We start from the raw sequence: 19,010 nt of genomic DNA on the forward strand, positions 1-19,010 counted from the left end.
GATCTCATTTTTTTGCTTTTAATTTCAATTGCAGCTCATCCAGCTGCGCCTCGCTGACCGCGCCCGGTGCATTCGTCAGCAGGCAGCTGGCGCTGGCTGTCTTCGGAAATGCAATCGTGTCGCGCAAGTTGCTGCGGCCGGCAAGGAGCATGACAATCCGGTCAAGGCCGAGTGCGATGCCCCCGTGCGGCGGCGTGCCATAATCAAACGCATCAAGCAAAAAGCCGAACTGGGACTGTGCCTGCTCTTTTGAAAAGCCGAGCGCCTTAAACATTTTTTCCTGGACATCCCGTTTATAAATCCGGAGCGATCCGCCGCCGAGTTCATACCCGTTCAATACAATATCATAGGCCTGCGCCTTTACGCTTGCCGGGTCGGTTTCCAGCTTCTCAATATCTTCTTCAAACGGCATCGTGAACGGATGATGTGCCGCCGTATAACGCCCTGCATCTTCGTCATATTCCAAAAGCGGCCAGTCCGTCACCCACAGGAAGTTGAATTTCGACTCGTCAATCAGGCCGAGTTCTTTGCCGAGCTTGTTTCTTAGCGCCCCGAGCGCATCGGCGACGACTGATTTTTTATCCGCCACAAACAACAGCAAATCGCCCGTTTCTGCATTTGTAGCAGCCGCTAATTGCGATTGTTCCGCTTCTGTAAAAAATTTTGCGATCGGGCCCTTTAACCCTTCGTTTTCCGCTTTCAGCCAGGCAAGGCCTTTCGCGCCGTAACGTGCGGCAAATTCGCCGAGCGCGTCGATGTCTTTTCTCGAATATTTGCTTGCCGCGCCCTTTGCATTGATCGCTTTTACTTGCCCGCCCGAGGTAACGGCAGATGCGAACACTTTAAAACCGGCGTTTTGGACGATTTCGGAGACGTCCACCAGTTCCATGCCAAAGCGGGTGTCCGGTTTATCCGATCCGTACCGGTTCACGGCTTCCTCGTAGGTCAGCCTCGGCAGCGGCGTTTCGATATCGATGTTTTTCACTTCTTTCATCAGCCGTTTGATCATTTTTTCTGTCATGGTCAAAATGTCTTCCTGGCTCATGAAACTCGTTTCAATATCAATTTGCGTAAATTCCGGCTGCCTGTCTGCACGCAAGTCTTCATCACGGAAACAGCGAGCAATCTGGTAATAGCGGTCAAAACCGGAGATCATCAAAAGCTGCTTAAACAATTGCGGCGACTGCGGCAAGGCGTAAAATTCGCCAGGATGCACCCGGCTCGGCACGAGATAATCGCGGGCGCCTTCCGGGGTGCTTTTTGTCAAAACCGGGGTTTCAACATCGATAAACCCTTCTTCATCGAGAAAGCCTCTAATTGATTTTGTAATCGCATGGCGCATTTTCATCGTTTCAAACATGACCGGGCGCCGCAAGTCGAGGTAACGGTATTTCAGGCGCACATCTTCCGCCACGCCCGTCTCGTTTTCAATCATAAACGGCGGGGTTTTTGCATTGTTGATGATCGCAAGGCGGTCGGCCTGAATTTCAATTTTGCCCGTTTTTAAGTTCGGATTTACCGTATTTTCGGAACGGGCGATGACTTTCCCCTCTACTTCGAGCACATACTCGTTCCGGACTTTTTCCGCAAGTTTAAAAGCTTCTTCAGAGACCGCCGTATTAAATACAATTTGGACGATACCGGCACGGTCGCGCAAATCGATGAAAATGAGGCCGCCCAAGTCGCGCCTTCTCTGCACCCATCCTTTCAGCACCACTTTTTCGCCAATCTGTTGTTCCGTCACATCACCGCAATAGTAAGAACGTCCTTCCATCATGCTTCCCCCCTGTTTGCCATATCTTTAAAAGCTGTAATAAACCCTTCAAGCGGCAGTTCTTTTTGTTCGCCTGTCGCCATATTTCTGACGCTTGCTTTCCCGGCCCGCAGCTCCTCTTCGCCGATGACCGCAACAAATGCGGCTTTCACCCGGTCCGCCGCTTTAAACTGTGCCTTCACTTTGCGTCCCAAATAATCCTGGTCAGCTGAGAATCCGGCACTTCTTAATGCCTGGAGCAATTTAAAAGCAGCCGGTTTCGTCTCCTCGCCGATCGCGACCACATAGCAGTCCGTCCTGTGGCCAACAGGAAGTTCGATGCCTTCCGCGTCCAGTGCCGCAAGCAGCCGTTCAATGCTTAAGGCAAACCCGATCCCCGGCGTTTCCGGCCCGCCCATTTCCTCAACAAGGCCGTTGTAACGCCCGCCGCCGCAAAGGGTGGTGATCGCGCCGAATCCCTCCGCATTGCTCATAATTTCAAAACAAGTATGCACATAGTAATCAAGGCCGCGCACAAGCCCGGGGTCGATTTCATAAGGGATGCCGAGCGTGCCAAGAAACTGCAAAACTTTATCAAAATAAGCTTTTGATGCATCATTTAAATAATCCAAAATGGATGGCGCTGTTTTCATGAGCGGATGGTCATGATCTTTTTTGCAGTCAAGAATACGCAGCGGATTTTGTTCAAGGCGTTTTTGGCAGTCCGCGCAAAACTCCCCGATATGCGGTTTGAAATGATCAATAAGCGCTTCCCGGTGCCTGAGCCGGCTTTCTTTATCGCCGAGGCTGTTGATCACAAGTTTGACATTTTTTAAACCAAGCTGTTTGTAAATATCCATTGCGAGCGCAATGACTTCGGCATCGATGGCCGGGTCTTCGCTTCCGAGCGCTTCAACGCCGAACTGGACAAACTGACGGAAGCGCCCTGCTTGCGGCCGTTCATAACGGAACATCGGGCCGTTATAATACAGTTTGACCGGCTGAACCGCGTTTCCGAACATTTTATGCCCGATAAAGGAACGGACGACCGGCGCTGTTCCCTCCGGCCGCAGTGTCAGGCTGCGCCCGCCCCTGTCATCGAATGTGTACATCTCTTTTTGGACAATATCCGTCGTGTCCCCGACCCCTTTTTGGAAAAGCTCGGTATATTCGAAAATCGGTGTCCGGATTTCCCGGTACTGATAGTTTTCACATATTTTTTTTGCGGTGTTCTCAATATAATTCCATTTTTCCACCTCGCCGGGCAGGATGTCCTGCGTGCCGCGCGGAATTTGAACGGTCATGCTGTACTCCTCCTTCTATTGCTAAAAAATGATGGGTTTCCCTCTTCATTCTAATATGAAAACGAGTATCCTCCTTCCCAGTCAATGTTTATGTAAAATAAAAAACCCCCGGTCCCTTGTCTTATAAACAAGGGACGAGAGTTGAATTCCCGTGGTGCCACCCTAATTGAAGCGTCTGCTTCCACTTTTACAGTTAACGCCTGTAACGCCCGTCCCTACTGGATTTCCGTTCAGGACAGAACCTACAAAGTGTTCGTTCATTAAGCCGTTGTGCAGAAATGTTTTCAGCCCGGGACATTTCCTCTCTTTTCACACGGATCTTAATTACTCTTCTTTGTCATCGGTTTTGCCAATTTTACCATCTATTTTTATTATGTTACGCGTGGCACCGGCTGTTGTCAAGGCTGCCGGCAAAGTTTTTCCCCGATCTGCGTTCAGCGCCTGAAAAAGTTCGTTTTCCGCGGATCGGGTCTTTCATTATGAGCGCCCCAGTTTCTTTTTCAAAAGTTTCAGGTCCCCTTTTGAAAGTTCAGTTTCAATCGCTGATTCAGCGTTGAACGCTTCCTGTCCGGCACTTCCCGGATCCTGGAAATTAACGCCGTAAATTTGATTAAATGCATTACCGGCTGTCCTATTTTTATCCGCTGCTCTCAATGCCGTTCACTCCTTCTCGTTCCATCCTTTCTATTTTTCCCTTTTTTATTTTTTCTTACCCGCAAAAAGGAGTTTTTTTACGGAGCGCGAATAACAAATAGTGGACAATTTTCCGGACAGGGATGAGGGGTGGAGATGTGAAAAAACTTTTTTTCCGGCTGTTTTTCCTGGTGCTCTTTTTTCTGATTGCACCCGGCGTGATCCATGCGGGGGCGGAAGAGGCCGGGACGGTAACGGTGACGCATGCGGCTGTCTACATCCGCAGCGGGCCCGGGGTGTCCTACCCGATCGCAGGCAAAGCAGCCAAAAACGACACGTACACGGTTCTTCAAAAAGACGGGGATTGGTTTCAAATCCGCCTCCCGCAAGGAAATACAGGCTGGATTGCGGGCTGGCTTGTGGAAACAGGCACCCCTTCCGCAAAACAATCAAAACAAGGAAAAATCACCGCTGACCGCCTGCGCATTAGAAAAGCGCCGGACCAGTCTGCCGCAATCGTTGGCACGCTTGAAAAAAATGCCGTAGTCACGGTTACCAGGGCAGAAGGCGGCTGGGTTTATATTGAAAGCGGCAATGTTTCAGGCTGGGCAGACAGCCAGTATGTACAGACGGAAAAAAACAAAAACGCCGGGAAAACGGCGGAAAACAACGTAAGCGCCGCAATTGTTGCCGCCACAAGCCTGAATATCCGCCGGTCTCCTTCGCTTCAAAGCGGAACGGTAGCGACAGTAACGTACGGGACGAGACTTGAAATTACCGGAACCGACCACGGCTGGTATGAAGTGGAACTGGAAGACGGCACGCACGGATGGGTCGCAGGCTTCTATGTGACGCGCGAAAGCCAGGCAAAGCGCAGCAGTGAAGCAGAAGTGACCCTCCATTCCGGCACAAACCTTTACAAAAGGCCCCAATCCGGCTCGGACACGGTGGGAACCGCCAAGGCCGGAGACCGGTTTCCCATCGTTTCAGAAATGGACGGCTGGTATAAAATCAGGCTGGAAAGCGGCACTTCAGCCTATATTTCGGCAAAAGCCGCCCAAAAAAGTGATACGGCTGTAAAAAAAGGAATCAAGGGAAAGACGATTGTGCTTGACCCCGGTCACGGCGGAACGGATAACGGCACAACCGGCGCTTACGGCACGCTCGAAAAACTGGTGACGTTAAAAACGGCGAATGCCCTGTACGAAAAGCTGAAAAAAGCGGGCGCCCGGGTCATTTTAACCCGGAACAGCGATACGTACGTATCTTTGTCGGAAAGAACCGCCATCAGCAATACAAATCATGCCGATGCTTTTGTCAGCATTCATTTTGACAGCGCTGAAGATTCCCATACGCGCGGGCATACGACGTATTATTATCATGCGCAGGACTATGATTTCGCAAGGCTTGTCAATAACCAGATCACAAGCCGGCTCGGCACCGTTGACAGGGGCGTAAAATTCGGGGATTTCCATGTTATCCGTGAAAATACCCAGCCTGCCATTTTGCTTGAACTCGGTTATTTGAGCAGTCCGGCTGAAGAAAAGCATATCGTGGAGAAGTCTTTTCAAACGAAGGCAGTGGCCGGCATTTATAACGGGTTAAAAGCTTATTTTCAGTAAGAAAATGCCGGGGCATCCCCGGCATTTTTTTATTTCTTAATATTTGGCTGCGGCATTGCGCGTTTGATAAAGAACGACAAAATTAACGCAAACGCTGCGATCCCGGTCGCGACGAAAAAGGCATCGTTTATGCCGCTGATCGTCGCATTCACAACCGATTTTTGATACACAATAGAGGAGCCGAGCACCTGCCCGTACTGGGAAGGCAGCCCGGAAGCATGGGCCAGGCCCTGCCCGATGGCCGCGATTTTAGCAGACACATACGGGTTGATATTTGCATAGGCATTGACGTAGTTTGCCGTATGGAAATCGGCACGGGTGGACATGACGGTTACGAGAAATGCCGTTCCGAGACTTCCGGCAACCGTACGGGCGGTGTTGGCCGCAGCCGTCCCGTGGCTGGTCATATGAATCGGCAGCTGGTTCATCCCTTCGGTCATGATCGTCATCATAATGAAAGACATCCCGAAGCTGCGCAAAACATACAAGAATAACAAGTGGCCGTAGGAGGTCGTCATCGACAGCTTCGTAAATTCGTAAGTTGTCCAGACGGTGATAATCAAGCCGAAGACAGCGAGCGGTCTTGCCCCCAACTTGTCAAACAGCCAGCCGGATATCGGCGACATAATCCCCATGACGATCGCCCCCGGCAGCATCAGCAAACCGGAATCAAGCGCAGTAAACCCGCGGATGTTTTGCAAATAAATCGGCAGCAAAATCATCCCGGCAAACATCGCCATATTCACTACCATGCTGACAATCGTCGTTAAAGCAAAGATATCATATTTGAATACACGCAAATCAAGCATCGGTTTTTCCGTCGTTAATTCTCGCCATACGAACAAAACAAGCGAGATAACGGCAATGATCAGGGAAATGACAACTTGTTTGCTGCTCCAGCCGTCATTCCCGGCTTCACTGAATCCGTACAGCAAAAAGCCGAAACCGAGCGTGGAGAAGATAATACCCGGAATATCGATTTTCGGGTTTGTCGTTTTCATGACATCTTTCATCCATGCCAAAGTGACAAAAATATCAATCACGCCGAACGGAATGACAATCCAGAACAAAATATGCCAGTCGTAATGGCCGACCAGCCACCCTGACAATGTCGGGCCGATCGCCGGGGCGAAAATCATGGCAACCCCCATCATTCCCATCGCGCTGCCGCGTTTTTCTGGCGGGAAGATGGTTAAGAACACCGTCATCATCAACGGCATGATGATCCCGGCACCGGAAGCCTGGACAATGCGCCCGAGCATCAGAATCGAGAAGTTTGTCGAAATGGCGCACAAAACCGATCCGGCCGTAAAGAGGGAAACGGCTGTAATCAGCATTTTCCGCGTGCCCCATTTACTGATCATAAATGCCGTAACCGGAACAAGAATCCCGTTTACAAGCATATATCCGGTTGACAGCCATTGCACCGTATTCGCCGTCACATTCAAGTCGTTCATAATATGCGGAATGGCGACATTCAAAAGTGTTTGGTTCAAAATCGCCACAAATGCCCCGAGCATCATCGCAAAAACAATTTTCCCCCTGCCGTGTTCTTCCTCCACTTCCGGGGGAACGGCAGCTCGCCCGGGTGCTTCAGCCGGACGTTTTTCGTCGTCCGTACGAGCGCGGCGCGTTTCCATTTTTTCAGGCTCTGCCGCCAATCCTTCATCTGTTTTTGCCGGCACCTGCGTTTCCGCTTTTTCAGGCGGCGCAGGCATTGTTTCCATTTCCGGCGCCCGCTTGTCAAGAAGCGGGCTTTCCATCTTTTTCTTTCTTCCCCTGTTCCTTAATATGAGATTCAGGATAAGAAGGACAATGACCGATAAAAGAACATAACCTGCGATAAATTTTCCCATCGGATTCACCTACTTATGAATGCGCACAGTCACGTTCATGCCCGGAACCAGGTCCAGCCCGCCATAGCTGTCAAGTTTGACTTTAACAGGAATGACCTGTGTTTCTTTCGTATAATTGCCTGAGCTTCTGTCTGTCGGCATAAGAGAGAACGTGCTGGCAGCCGCTTTTCCGATTGAATCGACGGTTCCTGTCAGTTTGGTGTTCGGATAGGCATCCACATACACGTCAACGTCCTGGCCGGTTTTCACGTCATTAAGATCTGTTTCTTTTACTTCAGCAGTGACATACAAGTCGTCCAAATCATAGCTTTGTGCAAGTGTTGTACCGGCTGCCACATACGTATTCGCAACCGCGGAATTTTTTACGATCGTGCCGTCTGCCGGCGCTTTAATATCCATTTTCACCGTATTGGCGCCGTTTTGTACTTCAACGGTACCGACTTTATCCCCTTTGGTAAATGCCTTGCCTTCCTTACCGTCCCATGAAACGAGTTTGCCGGTTGCAGGGGAAGCGATGGTGACCGACTGGCCGTCAATATAGGCGTTATCGGTTGTGACATAGCTGACCGAGCGGTTGTAAAAATAATATCCGGTAAAACCGCCGCCAACGAGAATAACAAGAATAATAATATTGATCAAAATCATCCGTCTTGCGCTCATAAAAAGTTTACTCCTCCTCAGATGTTAAAATTTCCAGCATTTCGTTGTGGAGCCTTAACAGATTTTCCAACTCCGCTCCGTAACGTTCTGTGATCAGGTACATTTTTTGTTTCAGTACTGTATTGCCGCCCATAAACGCTTTGAGCCTGCTTTTCCCCTTTTCGGTCAGACAGAGGACAACGGCTCTCCGGTCATCCTTGGATGATACCCTGTTGACAAATTCCTGCTGGACAAGCCGGTCAACAATGCCGCTGACTGTGCTGTTCGTTAAATAGAGGCTTTCCGCCAGCTCATTTAATCGCATATTGGGATGAAGCGCGATGGCTTTTAGCGCAAACATTTGCATCGCGGTCAAGCCATGCTGTTCCGCCTCTTTTTCGGCCAAACGTAAAATGGCTTTATTCAGCCTGAAAAGCGATTGTAACAATTCATATGAACCGTTCTCCATGTATCCCCCTTCCTTTAGCCCTTAAATGATTCTTTGCGAAATAATTCGCATCCGAATGATTAACGCTATCTATCTTTGCATATCCAAAGTACAATTGTCAACTATATTACACTAAAACTTTTTTGGAAACGTTTTTGCTTTTCAAAAAGAAAAAACCCCGAATGATCAGGGTTTTGGCTGCTTATTTGCTTTCCAAAAGGAGGCTGTTTGTCGTAAATCCAACGCCATGATGCTCACTTCGGCTGTTTATTGACTTTCCAAAATGAGCGTAACCGGCCCGTCATTTGTCAGCCGGACATCCATCATCTCCCCGAATCTGCCGGTTTCGACATGGACACCCTTTTCTTCCAGCTTCTGATTAAACAGATGGTAAAGCTGTTCTGCCTGTCCGGGCTTTGCCGCCGCCATAAAATTCGGGCGCCGCCCTTTCCGGCAATCGCCGTACAAAGTAAACTGGGAAACCGACAAGATTTCCCCTCCGGTATCCAAAAGCGACAAATTCATTTTTCCCTGTTCATCTTCAAACACACGGAGATGGACGATTTTTTCGGCGAGATAGACTACATCTTTTTCGGTATCTTCGTGCGTTACGCCGACGAGGAGGACAAAGCCTTTTGTAATGCTTCCTGCCACTTCCCCGCCAACAGTGACGCACGCTTCCTTACTGCGCTGCAAAACAACCCGCATTTTTCTGACTCCTTTAACTCATGATCCTTCTGACTGAATAAATATCCGGAATATGTTTAATTCTTTCCACGACTCGGTGCAAATGGCTAATGTTCTGAATGGAAATTGACATGATAATCGTGGCCATTTTGTTGCGGTCACTGCGCCCGCTGACGGCCGAAATATTCGTTTTCGTTTCATTGACCACCTGCAGAACTTCATTGAGCAGGCCGCGGCGGTCGTATCCGGTAATCTCAATGTCGACATTATACTCTTTCCGGTCGGCCGCATCCGTCTCCCATTCGACCGGAATGAGCCGGCTTTGCGCCTCTTCGTTCTGCACGTTTGGACAGTCAGCGCGGTGGACGGAAACGCCTCTGCCTTTTGTGATAAAACCGACAATTTCATCACCCGGCACTGGATTGCAACATTTCGAAAGGCGGATCAGCAAATTGTCGACGCCCTTCACGGTTACGCCTGCATCCTTTTTCCGGTGCTTTGCGGCCGGTTTCTGCTCGGAGACAATCTCCTTAATCGCTTCTTCGGAGTCCCGCTGCTTCCGCCATTTTTCTGTCAGCCGGTTGGCGATTTGGCTTGCGGTAATCCCGTTGTACCCGACAGCAGCGTACATGTCGTCTTCATTGGCAAAATTAAATTTTTCGGCAACTCGTTTGATATTGTCGGCTGCCATCACTTCTTTGACATCGAATTCCATCGCCCGGATTTCTTTTTCCACCATCTCGCGGCCTTTTTCAATATTTTCTTCTTTCCGCTGGCGTTTGAAAAACTGGCGGATTTTGTTTTTCGCCTGTGATGTCTGGGCAAGGTTCACCCAGTCGAGGCTCGGCCCGTATGAGTGTTTTGAAGTGAGAATTTCGACAATATCGCCAGTTTTTAACTGGTAATCGAGCGTCACCATCTTGCCGTTGACTTTCGCGCCGATTGTCTTGTTGCCGATTTCCGAGTGGATCCGGTAGGCAAAATCAATCGGGACGGACCCGGACGGCAGTTCAATGACGTCCCCCTTTGGCGTAAAGACAAACACCATATCGGAAAACAGGTCGATTTTCAGTGATTCCATGAATTCTTCCGCATTATTGGTGTCATTTTGAAATTCGAGAATTTCGCGGAACCATGACAATTTTTTCTCAAAAGACGTTTTCTCATTAACCGTTTTGCCTTCTTTATATGCCCAGTGTGCGGCAACCCCGTATTCGGCAATGCGGTGCATTTCAAACGTCCGGATCTGCACTTCAAGCGGTTCGCCTTTTGGCCCGATCACCGTCGTATGGAGCGACTGGTACATGTTCGGCTTTGGCATCGCAATATAGTCTTTAAACCGGCCCGGCATCGGTTTCCAGCATGTATGGATGACACCGAGCACGGCATAGCAGTCTTTGATGCTTTTGACAATAATCCTTACGGCAAGCAAGTCGTAAATTTTGTTAAATTGCTTATGCTGCTGGACCATTTTCCGGTAAATCGAGTAAATATGCTTCGGTCTGCCGGAAATTTCTGATTTGATATGGATATCCGCAAGCCGTTCCTTCACTTCTTCAATGACATTTTGCAGGTACTGTTCACGCTCGGCGCGCTTCCGCTTCATCAAATTCACAATCCGGTAATATTGCTGGGGATTTAAATAACGGAGCGAGGTGTCCTCAAGCTCCCATTTGATGGCGGAAATGCCGAGGCGGTGGGCGAGCGGCGCAAAAATTTCGAGCGTTTCATTCGCGATCCGCCGCTGCTTTTCGGGGGGAAGATGTTTCAATGTACGCATATTGTGCAGCCGGTCCGCGAGTTTGATCAAAATGACGCGGATATCCTGCGCCATCGCGACAAACATTTTCCGGTGGTTTTCCGCCTGCTGCTCTTCATGCGATTTATACTTAATTTTCCCGAGTTTCGTCACCCCGTCAACAAGCATCGCCACTTCATCGTTAAATTCTTCACGAAGCTCGTCAAGTGTCACATCTGTATCTTCCACAACGTCATGCAGAAAACCTGCTGCAACCGTTGAAGGATCCATCTCCAAATCCGCCAGTATCCCGGCAACCTGAATCGGGTGAATGATATACGGCTCCCCCGATTTGCGCTTCTGGCCTTCATGCGCTTTACTGGCGAACGCACAGGCATGCCGCACCATTTCAACATGTTCGTCGTTTAAATATTGTTTTGTCCTCTCAATGACGTCCTCGGCGGTCATTATTCGGTCATTCGCCATAAAAAAATCACCTTTAAACTGGAATATATGAATTGATGATTGCAATATCATATTGACATTATTATCATGAAAAAAAAGAAGATTGTAAAGTAAATGACACAGAATGGAAGAAATTTGGCGAAAACAGCCGGTTTTTCCCAGTACGGACAAAACCGGCCCGTCATTTCATCCGGATGAAGGATAAATAAAGAAACCGACAATTTTGCCGATTTCCTTACAATTTATTCATTCTCGTATTCCATCAGGGTGAGGATATCATAGCCCTTCAGTTTATCTCGGCCGTGCAAATAATTCAATTCAATTAAAAAAGCAAGGCCGGCTACAACCCCGCCCAGTTCTTCAACGAGCCGGACGGTTGCTTCCATCGTGCCGCCTGTTGCCAAAAGATCGTCCGTAACCAAAACGCGCTGGCCCGGCCTGATCGCATCTTTATGGATCGTGAGCACCGCTTTTCCGTATTCGAGATCATATTCCGCACGGATCGTTTCCCGCGGCAGTTTGCCTTCTTTGCGGACCGGGGCAAAGCCGACGCCAAGTTCGTATGCGACCGGGCAGCCGATAATAAAGCCGCGCGCCTCAGGGCCGACCACGAGATCAATCTGTTTGTCTTTCGCATACTGGACGATCTGGTCCGTCGCATATTTAAACGCATCCCCGTTATTCATCAAAGGCGTCACATCCTTAAACATCACGCCTTTTTTAGGCCAGTCCGGGACGAGTGCAATATATTGTTTTAAATCCATTTTGCTGTTTCCTCCTCATACTGTACAGCAGGCTTGATCATTTGGTCAAACCACATCTTCAGCTCCTGGAAAGATGAGTACAGCAGGTCCTTTTCCATTTGATATTGTGCTAGTTTTTTTTGATACGTAAGAGATTCCTTTAAATCGCGTTTTTGTTTGGCTGCTTTCAGGGAAATAAATCCATCCTTTATTGTAACAAAATCAAGTTCAAAAAACACCTGCGAAATAAAATCGATGGTATTTCTCGACCAGCCGCGATAAGCCGCCAGCTCATCCCCGTGCTGCTTTAGGTTGAACGTTTTCCTTTTTGCAAGAAAAGCGTAAAACCATTTAAAATGTTCGCGTGTCGGGAACGTGCTGAAAAAGTGGTTCCCGGCATGGTAAAAATACGCATAAATCCTGGCCGGCGAACCGCCCTCAAGCAGTGCCGCCATCATCCGCGGGCCTTTCGGAAGATCCAGAAACACAATGTTTTTATTTGAAGGATCAAATGCCCTTGCCTCTTCCATTGTCGCAACCGACACAAGGCGGACGGAAAAATCCGGCAGCGGCAGGTTCCGCAATGTTTCTTTTTGGAAGACAACAAAAGCCTGGTCTTCTTCCGGGACGTACCGTGCCCATTGCTTTAAAGGCCTGTTGCCCCTGAAATCAAACAATTGCCAGTTTGTGATTTTGATATCCTTCACCATCATTTGCGGCTTACGGATATTGTTCCATTCGTTGATGGACAGCTCCCCGACAACCGATATGCAGGCAGAAGGGGAAATATGCGGGGCAAGATTCCCGAGCCCGAAGCCGATCCCATCGAGCGTTGTGCCGTTTTTAGAAAGCGTCAATTTCAAATGTTTCCCGTCTGCGCCGATCGCCCGGATTTGCGGGCATTCGGCCCCGTCCAGCAACAGAAGCGGCTTCGGATTCGCCGTGCCAAACGGCGAGAGCAATGCCATTTCGCGGATCGCTTCCATCCCCGCTTCTTCTATGGAAATTTCAGCGCTGATGTTCGTAACCGGCACAAACATCTCGTCCGGCAATGCCGCGGCCTGTTCGTTCAGCCGGCGCCGCAGTTCCTCCACATCGGATAAAGAAAGCGTCATCCCCGCCGCCATCGGATGCCCGCCAAAATGCGGCAAAATATCCCTGCATTTCGATAATTCGTTAAACATATGGAAGCCGTCAATGCTGCGCGCCGATCCTTTTGCCAGCCCTGTTTCCGGGTCAAAGCTGAGCACAATCGCAGGCCGGTAAAAGCGTTCTGTAAGGCGCGAGGCGGCAATGCCGATTACGCCGGCATTCCAGCCTTCTTTCCCGACAACAAGGACACGCGCCCCCTTTTCCACTTCTTCTTCCACCAGTTCGATTGCTTCATTTGTCATGTCGTTTACGATTTTTTGCCGTTCTTTATTGAGCCCGTCAATCGTTTCAGCGAGCATCCCGGCTTCTTCTGTGTCTTCGGTCATTAGCAGTTCCGCTGCCGGTGCCGCATGCTGCAGGCGCCCGGCTGCATTTAAGCGGGGGGCGAGCACAAAGCCGATGGTTTCTTCATTGATCTCTTCCTGGCGGATATCCGCACACCGGCACAGCGCCACAAGCCCCGCCCGCTTTGTCGTTCTCAACCGTTTGATGCCGTTTATGGCAATCAGCCGGTTTTCGTCCAGAAGCGGCACAAGATCCGCGACCGTCCCGATAGCGGCCAAATCTTCAAGCTGTTCCGGCACTTTGCCGTACAGCGCATGGGCGACTTTAAAAGCGACGCCTGCGCCCGACAGTTCCCGGAACGGGTATGTACTTTCCGGATGCTTCGGATGGACGATGGCAAAGGCTTCCGGCAATACCGGCCCAGGTTCGTGATGGTCCGTAATAATGAGCGTGATCCCGAGTTCGCGGGCCACTTCCGCTTCGTGGACAGCGGCAATACCGGTATCAACGGTAATGATTAGCTGAAAACCCTCTTCAGCCGCCCGGCGGAAAGCCGCTTCATTTGGCCCATACCCTTCTTTAAACCGGTCCGGGATATAAAATTCAGCATGGGCGCCAAGATCGTTTAAAGCGGCCATCATGATGGCAGTACTCGTTACGCCGTCCGCATCGTAATCGCCGAAGACGAGAACCGGTTCTTCTTTTTTAATCGCTTCGCGGATGCGGGCCGCTGCTTTTTCCATATCATGCAGCAAAAACGGATCATAATACGCTAGCCCTTCATGGAATAAAAAAGACCGCGCTTCTTCAACATCCGTTATGCCGCGGTTTACAAGCAATTTTGAAACAAGTGGCGAAACGTTCAATTGTTGCGAGATCGTTGCGGCTGCTTTTGGATCCATTTCCGGCACCCGCCATCTTGTTCTTGACTGCAGCATATCTCCACCTCTTTCACAATACTTTATTATAACGTTTCGGCGGAAAACTGTCATTACAAAAAATGCAGGCGTATGTGTCAAGTTTTTCTCGACAAGGTTTAAATATCGGGTATTCCAAGACACTCTTTTTGTACACTTTCGGCTACCGTGCTTTACTTGCTCGGTGTAATTTTCGGAAAAGATGTAATATTTCCGTATAAAGATGGATAACGGGGATGTTGAGGCGCGCGAAATTCACTCGCTTTCCGCGGGCGGCCGGCGAGCCTCCTCGCTCGTACCTCGCTGCGGGGTCTTTCCTGGCTCGCTTTTCCCGCAGGAGTCTCGTAAATTTCGCGCGCCTCAACGATCAGTCCCCACTGAGCCAGGCTTAAAACGAAAGCTCTAATATTTTGCTTAAATGTCCCATTGCCGATGAACTGCTTGAATGCAGGGCAACTGATCCGTGCTTTACGCCCACTGACGGGCGTACAGGCTGCTTGAGTAGTTGAGACATCCTGATGAATTGTTTCAAGTTCCGTTGCTTTCTCTCGCTTCTTGAACGGTGTTTCAGATAGGCTTCTCTCAATGTCCCATTGAGTATGCCTTGTTTGATTTTCACCATGGCTTCTGCGCCAAGTTCACTCCAATGCATGCCCCTTTTTTTCATCCTGAAGGAGATATGCCTTTGATTCGATTCCATCGCTCCTAGGCCTCTCGCACCTTCCGGCACGTTTTTCACCCTGTCTCTCCAGTCAAAAATGCGGTCCCAGTTTTTCAAGATATACGAACGGAATTCCTTGATTTTCTTGAGAGCCTTTTTATCCGTCAAGGTGCTTTCGTGCGTATCCAAATATAACGTGAATTGGTCCAGGTCATGCGTTCTAATCGCTTTTCTAATTTGCTCCTTGATCTCGCTCTTTCCGCCCCCAAATGTCCTTATGATGGCTTGTGCAACGTGGTAGGTATCCAGCTGGTTGAGCACCGGAAATTCCGACTGTGAGAAAGCTGTTTGAAACCGTTCAGCTGTGTATCCCGCACCTCCATCACTGTTTGTAATGACATGCGTTTTTTCGAGGGAGTAGGTGTTGGCAGCTGTGGCTTGGACTTCATCCCAAAATGTCTGAATGTCTTCCGTCGTCATGATGACTGTGGGCTGACGCAGGGAGACCCTTTTACCATTGGTTTCCCATCCCTCATAGAGAATGGCGTGGTGGACTTCCATACTCTGTTTCTTTTTTAGTCCCCGAACGAATACACCATCTGCTTCAGAAAACAGGTAGTCTACCTTCTTCCCCTCAGGCAGGGAAACAGCTATTTCTAGCTCTTCTACAAGTGCCTTATCGGCTTCCGCCTGAGTTTTCCCTACGTGTTTTACCATGTTCCCTACAGTTGTGTGACTAAGACTCACTGCTGTCCACTCTTTTAAAATATCAGCTACTTCCCGATAGGTGTTCTCACTTGCCAACTCTGCCACCTTTAATTCCACTAACGGGCTGTATCGTTGGTGTGGTACCAGCCCTAACCATTCATCCAGAGGATAATGGGAATTTCCTCTCTTGTCATGCATTAATGAGCGTTTAAAGGTCACACTTCCAAATAGAAACTGAATGTTTCTGTTATCACTCCGGCAGTACACCCAGCCCTCCTCTAACTTCTCCTGTTTAATTGTTTTATCTAACTCTTCAAATATTTCCCCAACCCATTGTGTAAAAGCCTTCTGCATCAGAAGTTTAAGCTGTTCTTCAAATTCGATAAGACTCTTTGTATCCTTTAATAATCCAGCAATTATTGATATAATATCCATGGGAAGACCTCTCTCTCTAGATGTTCATCTTGAAGTGTACAATTAGATGATAGAGCGTCTTCCCATTTTTTTCCACTCATTTGCCCCTTCGAGTAAAATTTTACACATACAATGCAGGCATTTCGCCTGCATTTTTCTTATACTTGCGGTTCATCCGCGCGGGTACGCCGCGCTTTTTGAATGATGATGGCGCCATGTTTTTTCAGTTGCCGTTTTTTCAGTACAAACCAGATTTGTGCGGCAATGAAAACAGACGAGTATGTCCCGGTAATTAACCCGACAATCAGCGCGATAGAGAAATTGCGGATCGATTCGCTGCCGAAAATGGCCAAGGCCACGGACGTCATCAGCACGGTCAAAACGGTATTGACCGACCGGGCCAGTGTCTGGCGGATCCCGGCATTGACAATATCATGGATTTCCTTCGCGGTTTTAATTTTCCGCCGCCGGTTTAAATTGTCGCGGATCCGGTCGAATGTGACAATCGAGTCGTTGATGGAATAACCGACAATCGTCAGGACCGCCGCAATGAATGTGACATCGACCTCAAGCCTTGTGATGCTGAAAAAGGCGATCATGAAAAAGGCGTCATGGAAGAGTGCGACGATGGAGGCAACCCCCATTCTCCATTCAAACCGGAAGGCCACGTAAATAATGATGCCGACTGCCGCCAACAGCAAAGAATAAACGGCGCTTAAGGCCAACTCTTTCCCGACTGTCGGCGAAACGGAGCTGATGCTCGGGCTCTTCCCGTATTTTTCTGTAAAATACTGGTTGATTTGCGTGCTCTTCTCTTTACCGCTGAACGAGCCTTTCACCCGGATCACGGCATGATGCCGGTTGGTCCCCTGCATCACAATATCTTCCGATTTCAAATGCAGATGGTCAAGGTCGCGCTGAATCTCCTGCTGGCTGAGCGCATGATTTGAACTGACTTCAATGCGCGTCCCGCTCGAAAAATCAATGCTCAGATTCAATTTGAAAACAGAAAGGAGAATAAACCCGCCAATGATCAGCACAGCTGAAATCATAAAGAAAATGTTGCGGTGCTTGACAAAGTCGTACCAGTCAAATTTCGTTTTCAAATCATGCGTATCAACGTTTTCAGCAATATTGTGGATTGCCGATTTTTTCACACCGAACCAGTGCGGCCGCTTTTTCAGGAAATTGCTGTTCACCCAGAGGCCGAGCAGCCATCTCGAGCCGAAAACCGCGGTCAGGAAGCTGAGCAGAATACTAATAATCAAAGTTGTTGCAAAGCCTCTGATCGAGCTTGTCCCGAAATAAAAGAGGATGACCGCCGCAAGAATCGTCGTTAAGTTGGAATCAAAAATGGCCACGAACGATGACTTGTTCCCTGCCCGGAACGCGGATTTCACGCTTTTTCCGACGCGCAGTTCCTCTTTAATCCGCTCGTAGGTAATAATATTGGCATCGACCGCCATCCCGACCCCGAGGACAAGCGCAGCAATCCCGGGGAGCGTCAGCACCGCGCCCATTAAACGGTAAATGAGCAAAATCAGGAAAATATAAACAGATAGCGTAATACATGCGATAAAACCAGGAAAACGGTAGTAGCCGATCATAAAGAGAAAAATGGCTGCAACGCCGATTATCCCGGCAAGAATCGTGTCATGCAGCGCTTCCTGCCCGAAAGATGCGCCGACAGAGGTCGAATAGATTTCGTGCAGCTTCACCGGAAGCGCTCCTGCATTCAAGAGGTCTGCAAGATTGGACGCTTCTTTTACCGTAAAGTTTCCGGTAATTTCAACCTGATCTGTGTTTAAAACAGAATTCACACTCGGATTGGACAAAAATTTTGGATTCTTCTTCGCCACTTCTTTTTTATAGGAATCGCCCTTTTGAAAGTCCATCCAGATGACAAGCTGGTTATTCGGTGCCATCGCCAGAATTTTTTTCGTGACGTCGGCAAACTTTTTCCGGCTCTTTAACTGCAGGACAACATCCGGTTTGCCGTTCTGGTCAAATGACTGTTTCGCTTTTCCCTGCACAAGGTCTGTCCCGTCCATCATCACTTTGTCATTGACGTCACGGAATGTCAGATTAGCAGTTGTCGAAAGCATCTTTCTCGCTTCGTTCTGGTCTTTCACGCCGGCAAGCTGGACGCGGATCCGGTTATTGCCTTCGACCGAGATCTGTGGTTCGCTGACGCCAAGCGCATTGATCCGCCGGTCCAATGCGGCAGCCGTATCCGCAAGCGCGGCTTTATCAATCTTCTGCCCTTTTTTGGCCGGTTCCACTTTGTAAAGCACTTCAAACCCGCCCCGTAAATCAAGGCCAAGGTTAATTTTTTTGACAATTTTATCCGTCGTTCCCCCTATTAATCCTGCAAACAGCAGGACAATGAGAAAGAAGGCAACGATGCGGCTCCTTTTCACCATTATGTACAGCCTCCTAGCGAATCAAAACATATCACATGCCAAAAAATGCATGCGCCCGTGAATCATTTCTATTATGATGCAGGGCAAAAAGCGTGTCAATTTTTCTTATTATTCCGCATGCAGCCGGTTTTGCTTATTTGCCCGCTTATTCTTCCGTCTTGTCCCCGTTAAAAAGCGCATCCAGCTCCTTTTCGTCCAGCTCGGCAAACCAGTTTGGCGAACGGTAAGCTTCCACGGTTTTAAAACTCATCAAATCGCCGGGCTTAACCGATAAAACGTCGGAAACAAGCGCATACATACGGACATGCGCCGGATCCGGATTTTTCCACACTTTCCGGATTAAATATTCCCAGACATCCCTCGCTTCAATCGCGCCGTAGCCAAAGACGGCCAGTTCTTCCGCCTTGCTTTTTACGGCAGGTTCAAGTTTTTTATAGTATTTTTCATAAGGATGGCGGTCCTTCACACGCTCTGCCCCTTTCCTTAGGCATTGATGTATTCTTGTCCATTACCGTGCATATACATCATTGTATAGGAAAATTGCGGATTTGAGAAGGCAGGT

14 protein-coding genes and 1 other annotated feature are annotated in these 19,010 nt (G+C 49.0%); of the genes, 1 reads left to right on the forward strand and 13 read right to left on the reverse strand.

Annotation, left to right across the window (positions count from 1 at the left end; all coding sequences use genetic code 11):
* Positions 1-4 precede the first annotated feature (4 nt).
* From aspS to OF158_RS10600, 3 genes are all read right to left on the reverse strand, one after another.
* Positions 5-1,777 (reverse strand): aspartate--tRNA ligase, encoded by a 1,773-nt coding sequence (gene aspS / locus OF158_RS10590; protein ID WP_014097901.1) that lies wholly within the window; start codon positions 1,775-1,777, stop codon positions 5-7.
* On the reverse strand, positions 1,774-3,057 hold the full coding sequence (hisS, locus tag OF158_RS10595) for a histidine--tRNA ligase (RefSeq protein WP_026683586.1): 1,284 nt from the start codon (positions 3,055-3,057) through the stop codon (positions 1,774-1,776). The genes aspS and hisS overlap by 4 nt, the downstream gene beginning before the upstream one ends.
* A gap of 127 nt (positions 3,058-3,184) precedes the next feature.
* Positions 3,185-3,407, reverse strand: a binding site (T-box leader).
* Between the two features lie 127 nt (positions 3,408-3,534).
* Positions 3,535-3,711, reverse strand: a complete 177-nt coding sequence (locus OF158_RS10600; protein WP_164931352.1) for a hypothetical protein — start codon at positions 3,709-3,711, stop codon at positions 3,535-3,537.
* A gap of 137 nt (positions 3,712-3,848) precedes the next feature.
* On the opposite strand from OF158_RS10600, the gene OF158_RS10605 reads away from it, so the two are divergent.
* The gene (locus OF158_RS10605; RefSeq protein WP_014097898.1) at positions 3,849-5,312 is read left to right on the forward strand and encodes an N-acetylmuramoyl-L-alanine amidase family protein; all 1,464 of its coding nucleotides are present in this window, start codon (positions 3,849-3,851) and stop codon (positions 5,310-5,312) included.
* Between the two features lie 29 nt (positions 5,313-5,341).
* Here OF158_RS10605 and OF158_RS10610 read toward each other — a convergent pair whose 3' ends face one another.
* The 10 genes from OF158_RS10610 to OF158_RS10655 all read right to left on the reverse strand — a co-directional run bounded on the left by OF158_RS10610 (position 5,342) and on the right by OF158_RS10655 (position 18,914).
* Positions 5,342-7,168: a DHA2 family efflux MFS transporter permease subunit gene (locus tag OF158_RS10610; protein ID WP_014097897.1), complete on the reverse strand. Its 1,827-nt coding sequence runs from the start codon at positions 7,166-7,168 to the stop codon at positions 5,342-5,344.
* A gap of 9 nt (positions 7,169-7,177) precedes the next feature.
* Entirely contained in the window at positions 7,178-7,828 is a 651-nt protein-coding gene (locus OF158_RS10615) for a beta-barrel domain-containing protein (protein WP_014097896.1), read from the reverse strand.
* Positions 7,829-7,835: 7 nt separating this feature from the next.
* Positions 7,836-8,276: a MarR family winged helix-turn-helix transcriptional regulator gene (locus OF158_RS10620; protein WP_014097895.1), complete on the reverse strand. Its 441-nt coding sequence runs from the start codon at positions 8,274-8,276 to the stop codon at positions 7,836-7,838.
* 246 nt (positions 8,277-8,522) lie between these two features.
* A complete protein-coding gene (dtd, locus tag OF158_RS10625; protein WP_014097894.1) occupies positions 8,523-8,963 on the reverse strand; it encodes a D-aminoacyl-tRNA deacylase in 441 nt (146 codons plus the stop codon).
* Between the two features lie 13 nt (positions 8,964-8,976).
* Entirely contained in the window at positions 8,977-11,166 is a 2,190-nt protein-coding gene (locus OF158_RS10630; protein WP_035184525.1) for a RelA/SpoT family protein, read from the reverse strand.
* Between the two features lie 221 nt (positions 11,167-11,387).
* Positions 11,388-11,909 carry an adenine phosphoribosyltransferase gene (locus OF158_RS10635; RefSeq protein ID WP_014097892.1) on the reverse strand — a complete coding sequence of 174 codons (522 nt, stop codon included), beginning with the start codon at positions 11,907-11,909 and terminating at the stop codon, positions 11,388-11,390.
* Positions 11,900-14,263, reverse strand: a complete 2,364-nt coding sequence (recJ, locus tag OF158_RS10640) for a single-stranded-DNA-specific exonuclease RecJ (protein ID WP_035184524.1) — start codon at positions 14,261-14,263, stop codon at positions 11,900-11,902. Before recJ ends, OF158_RS10635 begins: the two co-directional genes overlap by 10 nt.
* Before the next feature lie 367 nt (positions 14,264-14,630).
* On the reverse strand, positions 14,631-16,046 hold the full coding sequence (locus tag OF158_RS10645; RefSeq protein ID WP_014095994.1) for an ISLre2-like element ISBco6 family transposase: 1,416 nt from the start codon (positions 16,044-16,046) through the stop codon (positions 14,631-14,633).
* 137 nt (positions 16,047-16,183) lie between these two features.
* A complete protein-coding gene (gene secDF / locus OF158_RS10650) occupies positions 16,184-18,448 on the reverse strand; it encodes a protein translocase subunit SecDF (protein ID WP_035184520.1) in 2,265 nt (754 codons plus the stop codon).
* 145 nt (positions 18,449-18,593) lie between these two features.
* Positions 18,594-18,914, reverse strand: a complete 321-nt coding sequence (locus OF158_RS10655) for a post-transcriptional regulator (RefSeq protein WP_017551048.1) — start codon at positions 18,912-18,914, stop codon at positions 18,594-18,596.
* Between the last annotated feature and the right edge of the window lie 96 nt (positions 18,915-19,010).

This window comes from Weizmannia sp. WK01, from assembly GCF_025905465.1.
Taxonomy (GTDB): Bacteria; Bacillota; Bacilli; order Bacillales; family Bacillaceae_C; genus Weizmannia; species Weizmannia faecalis.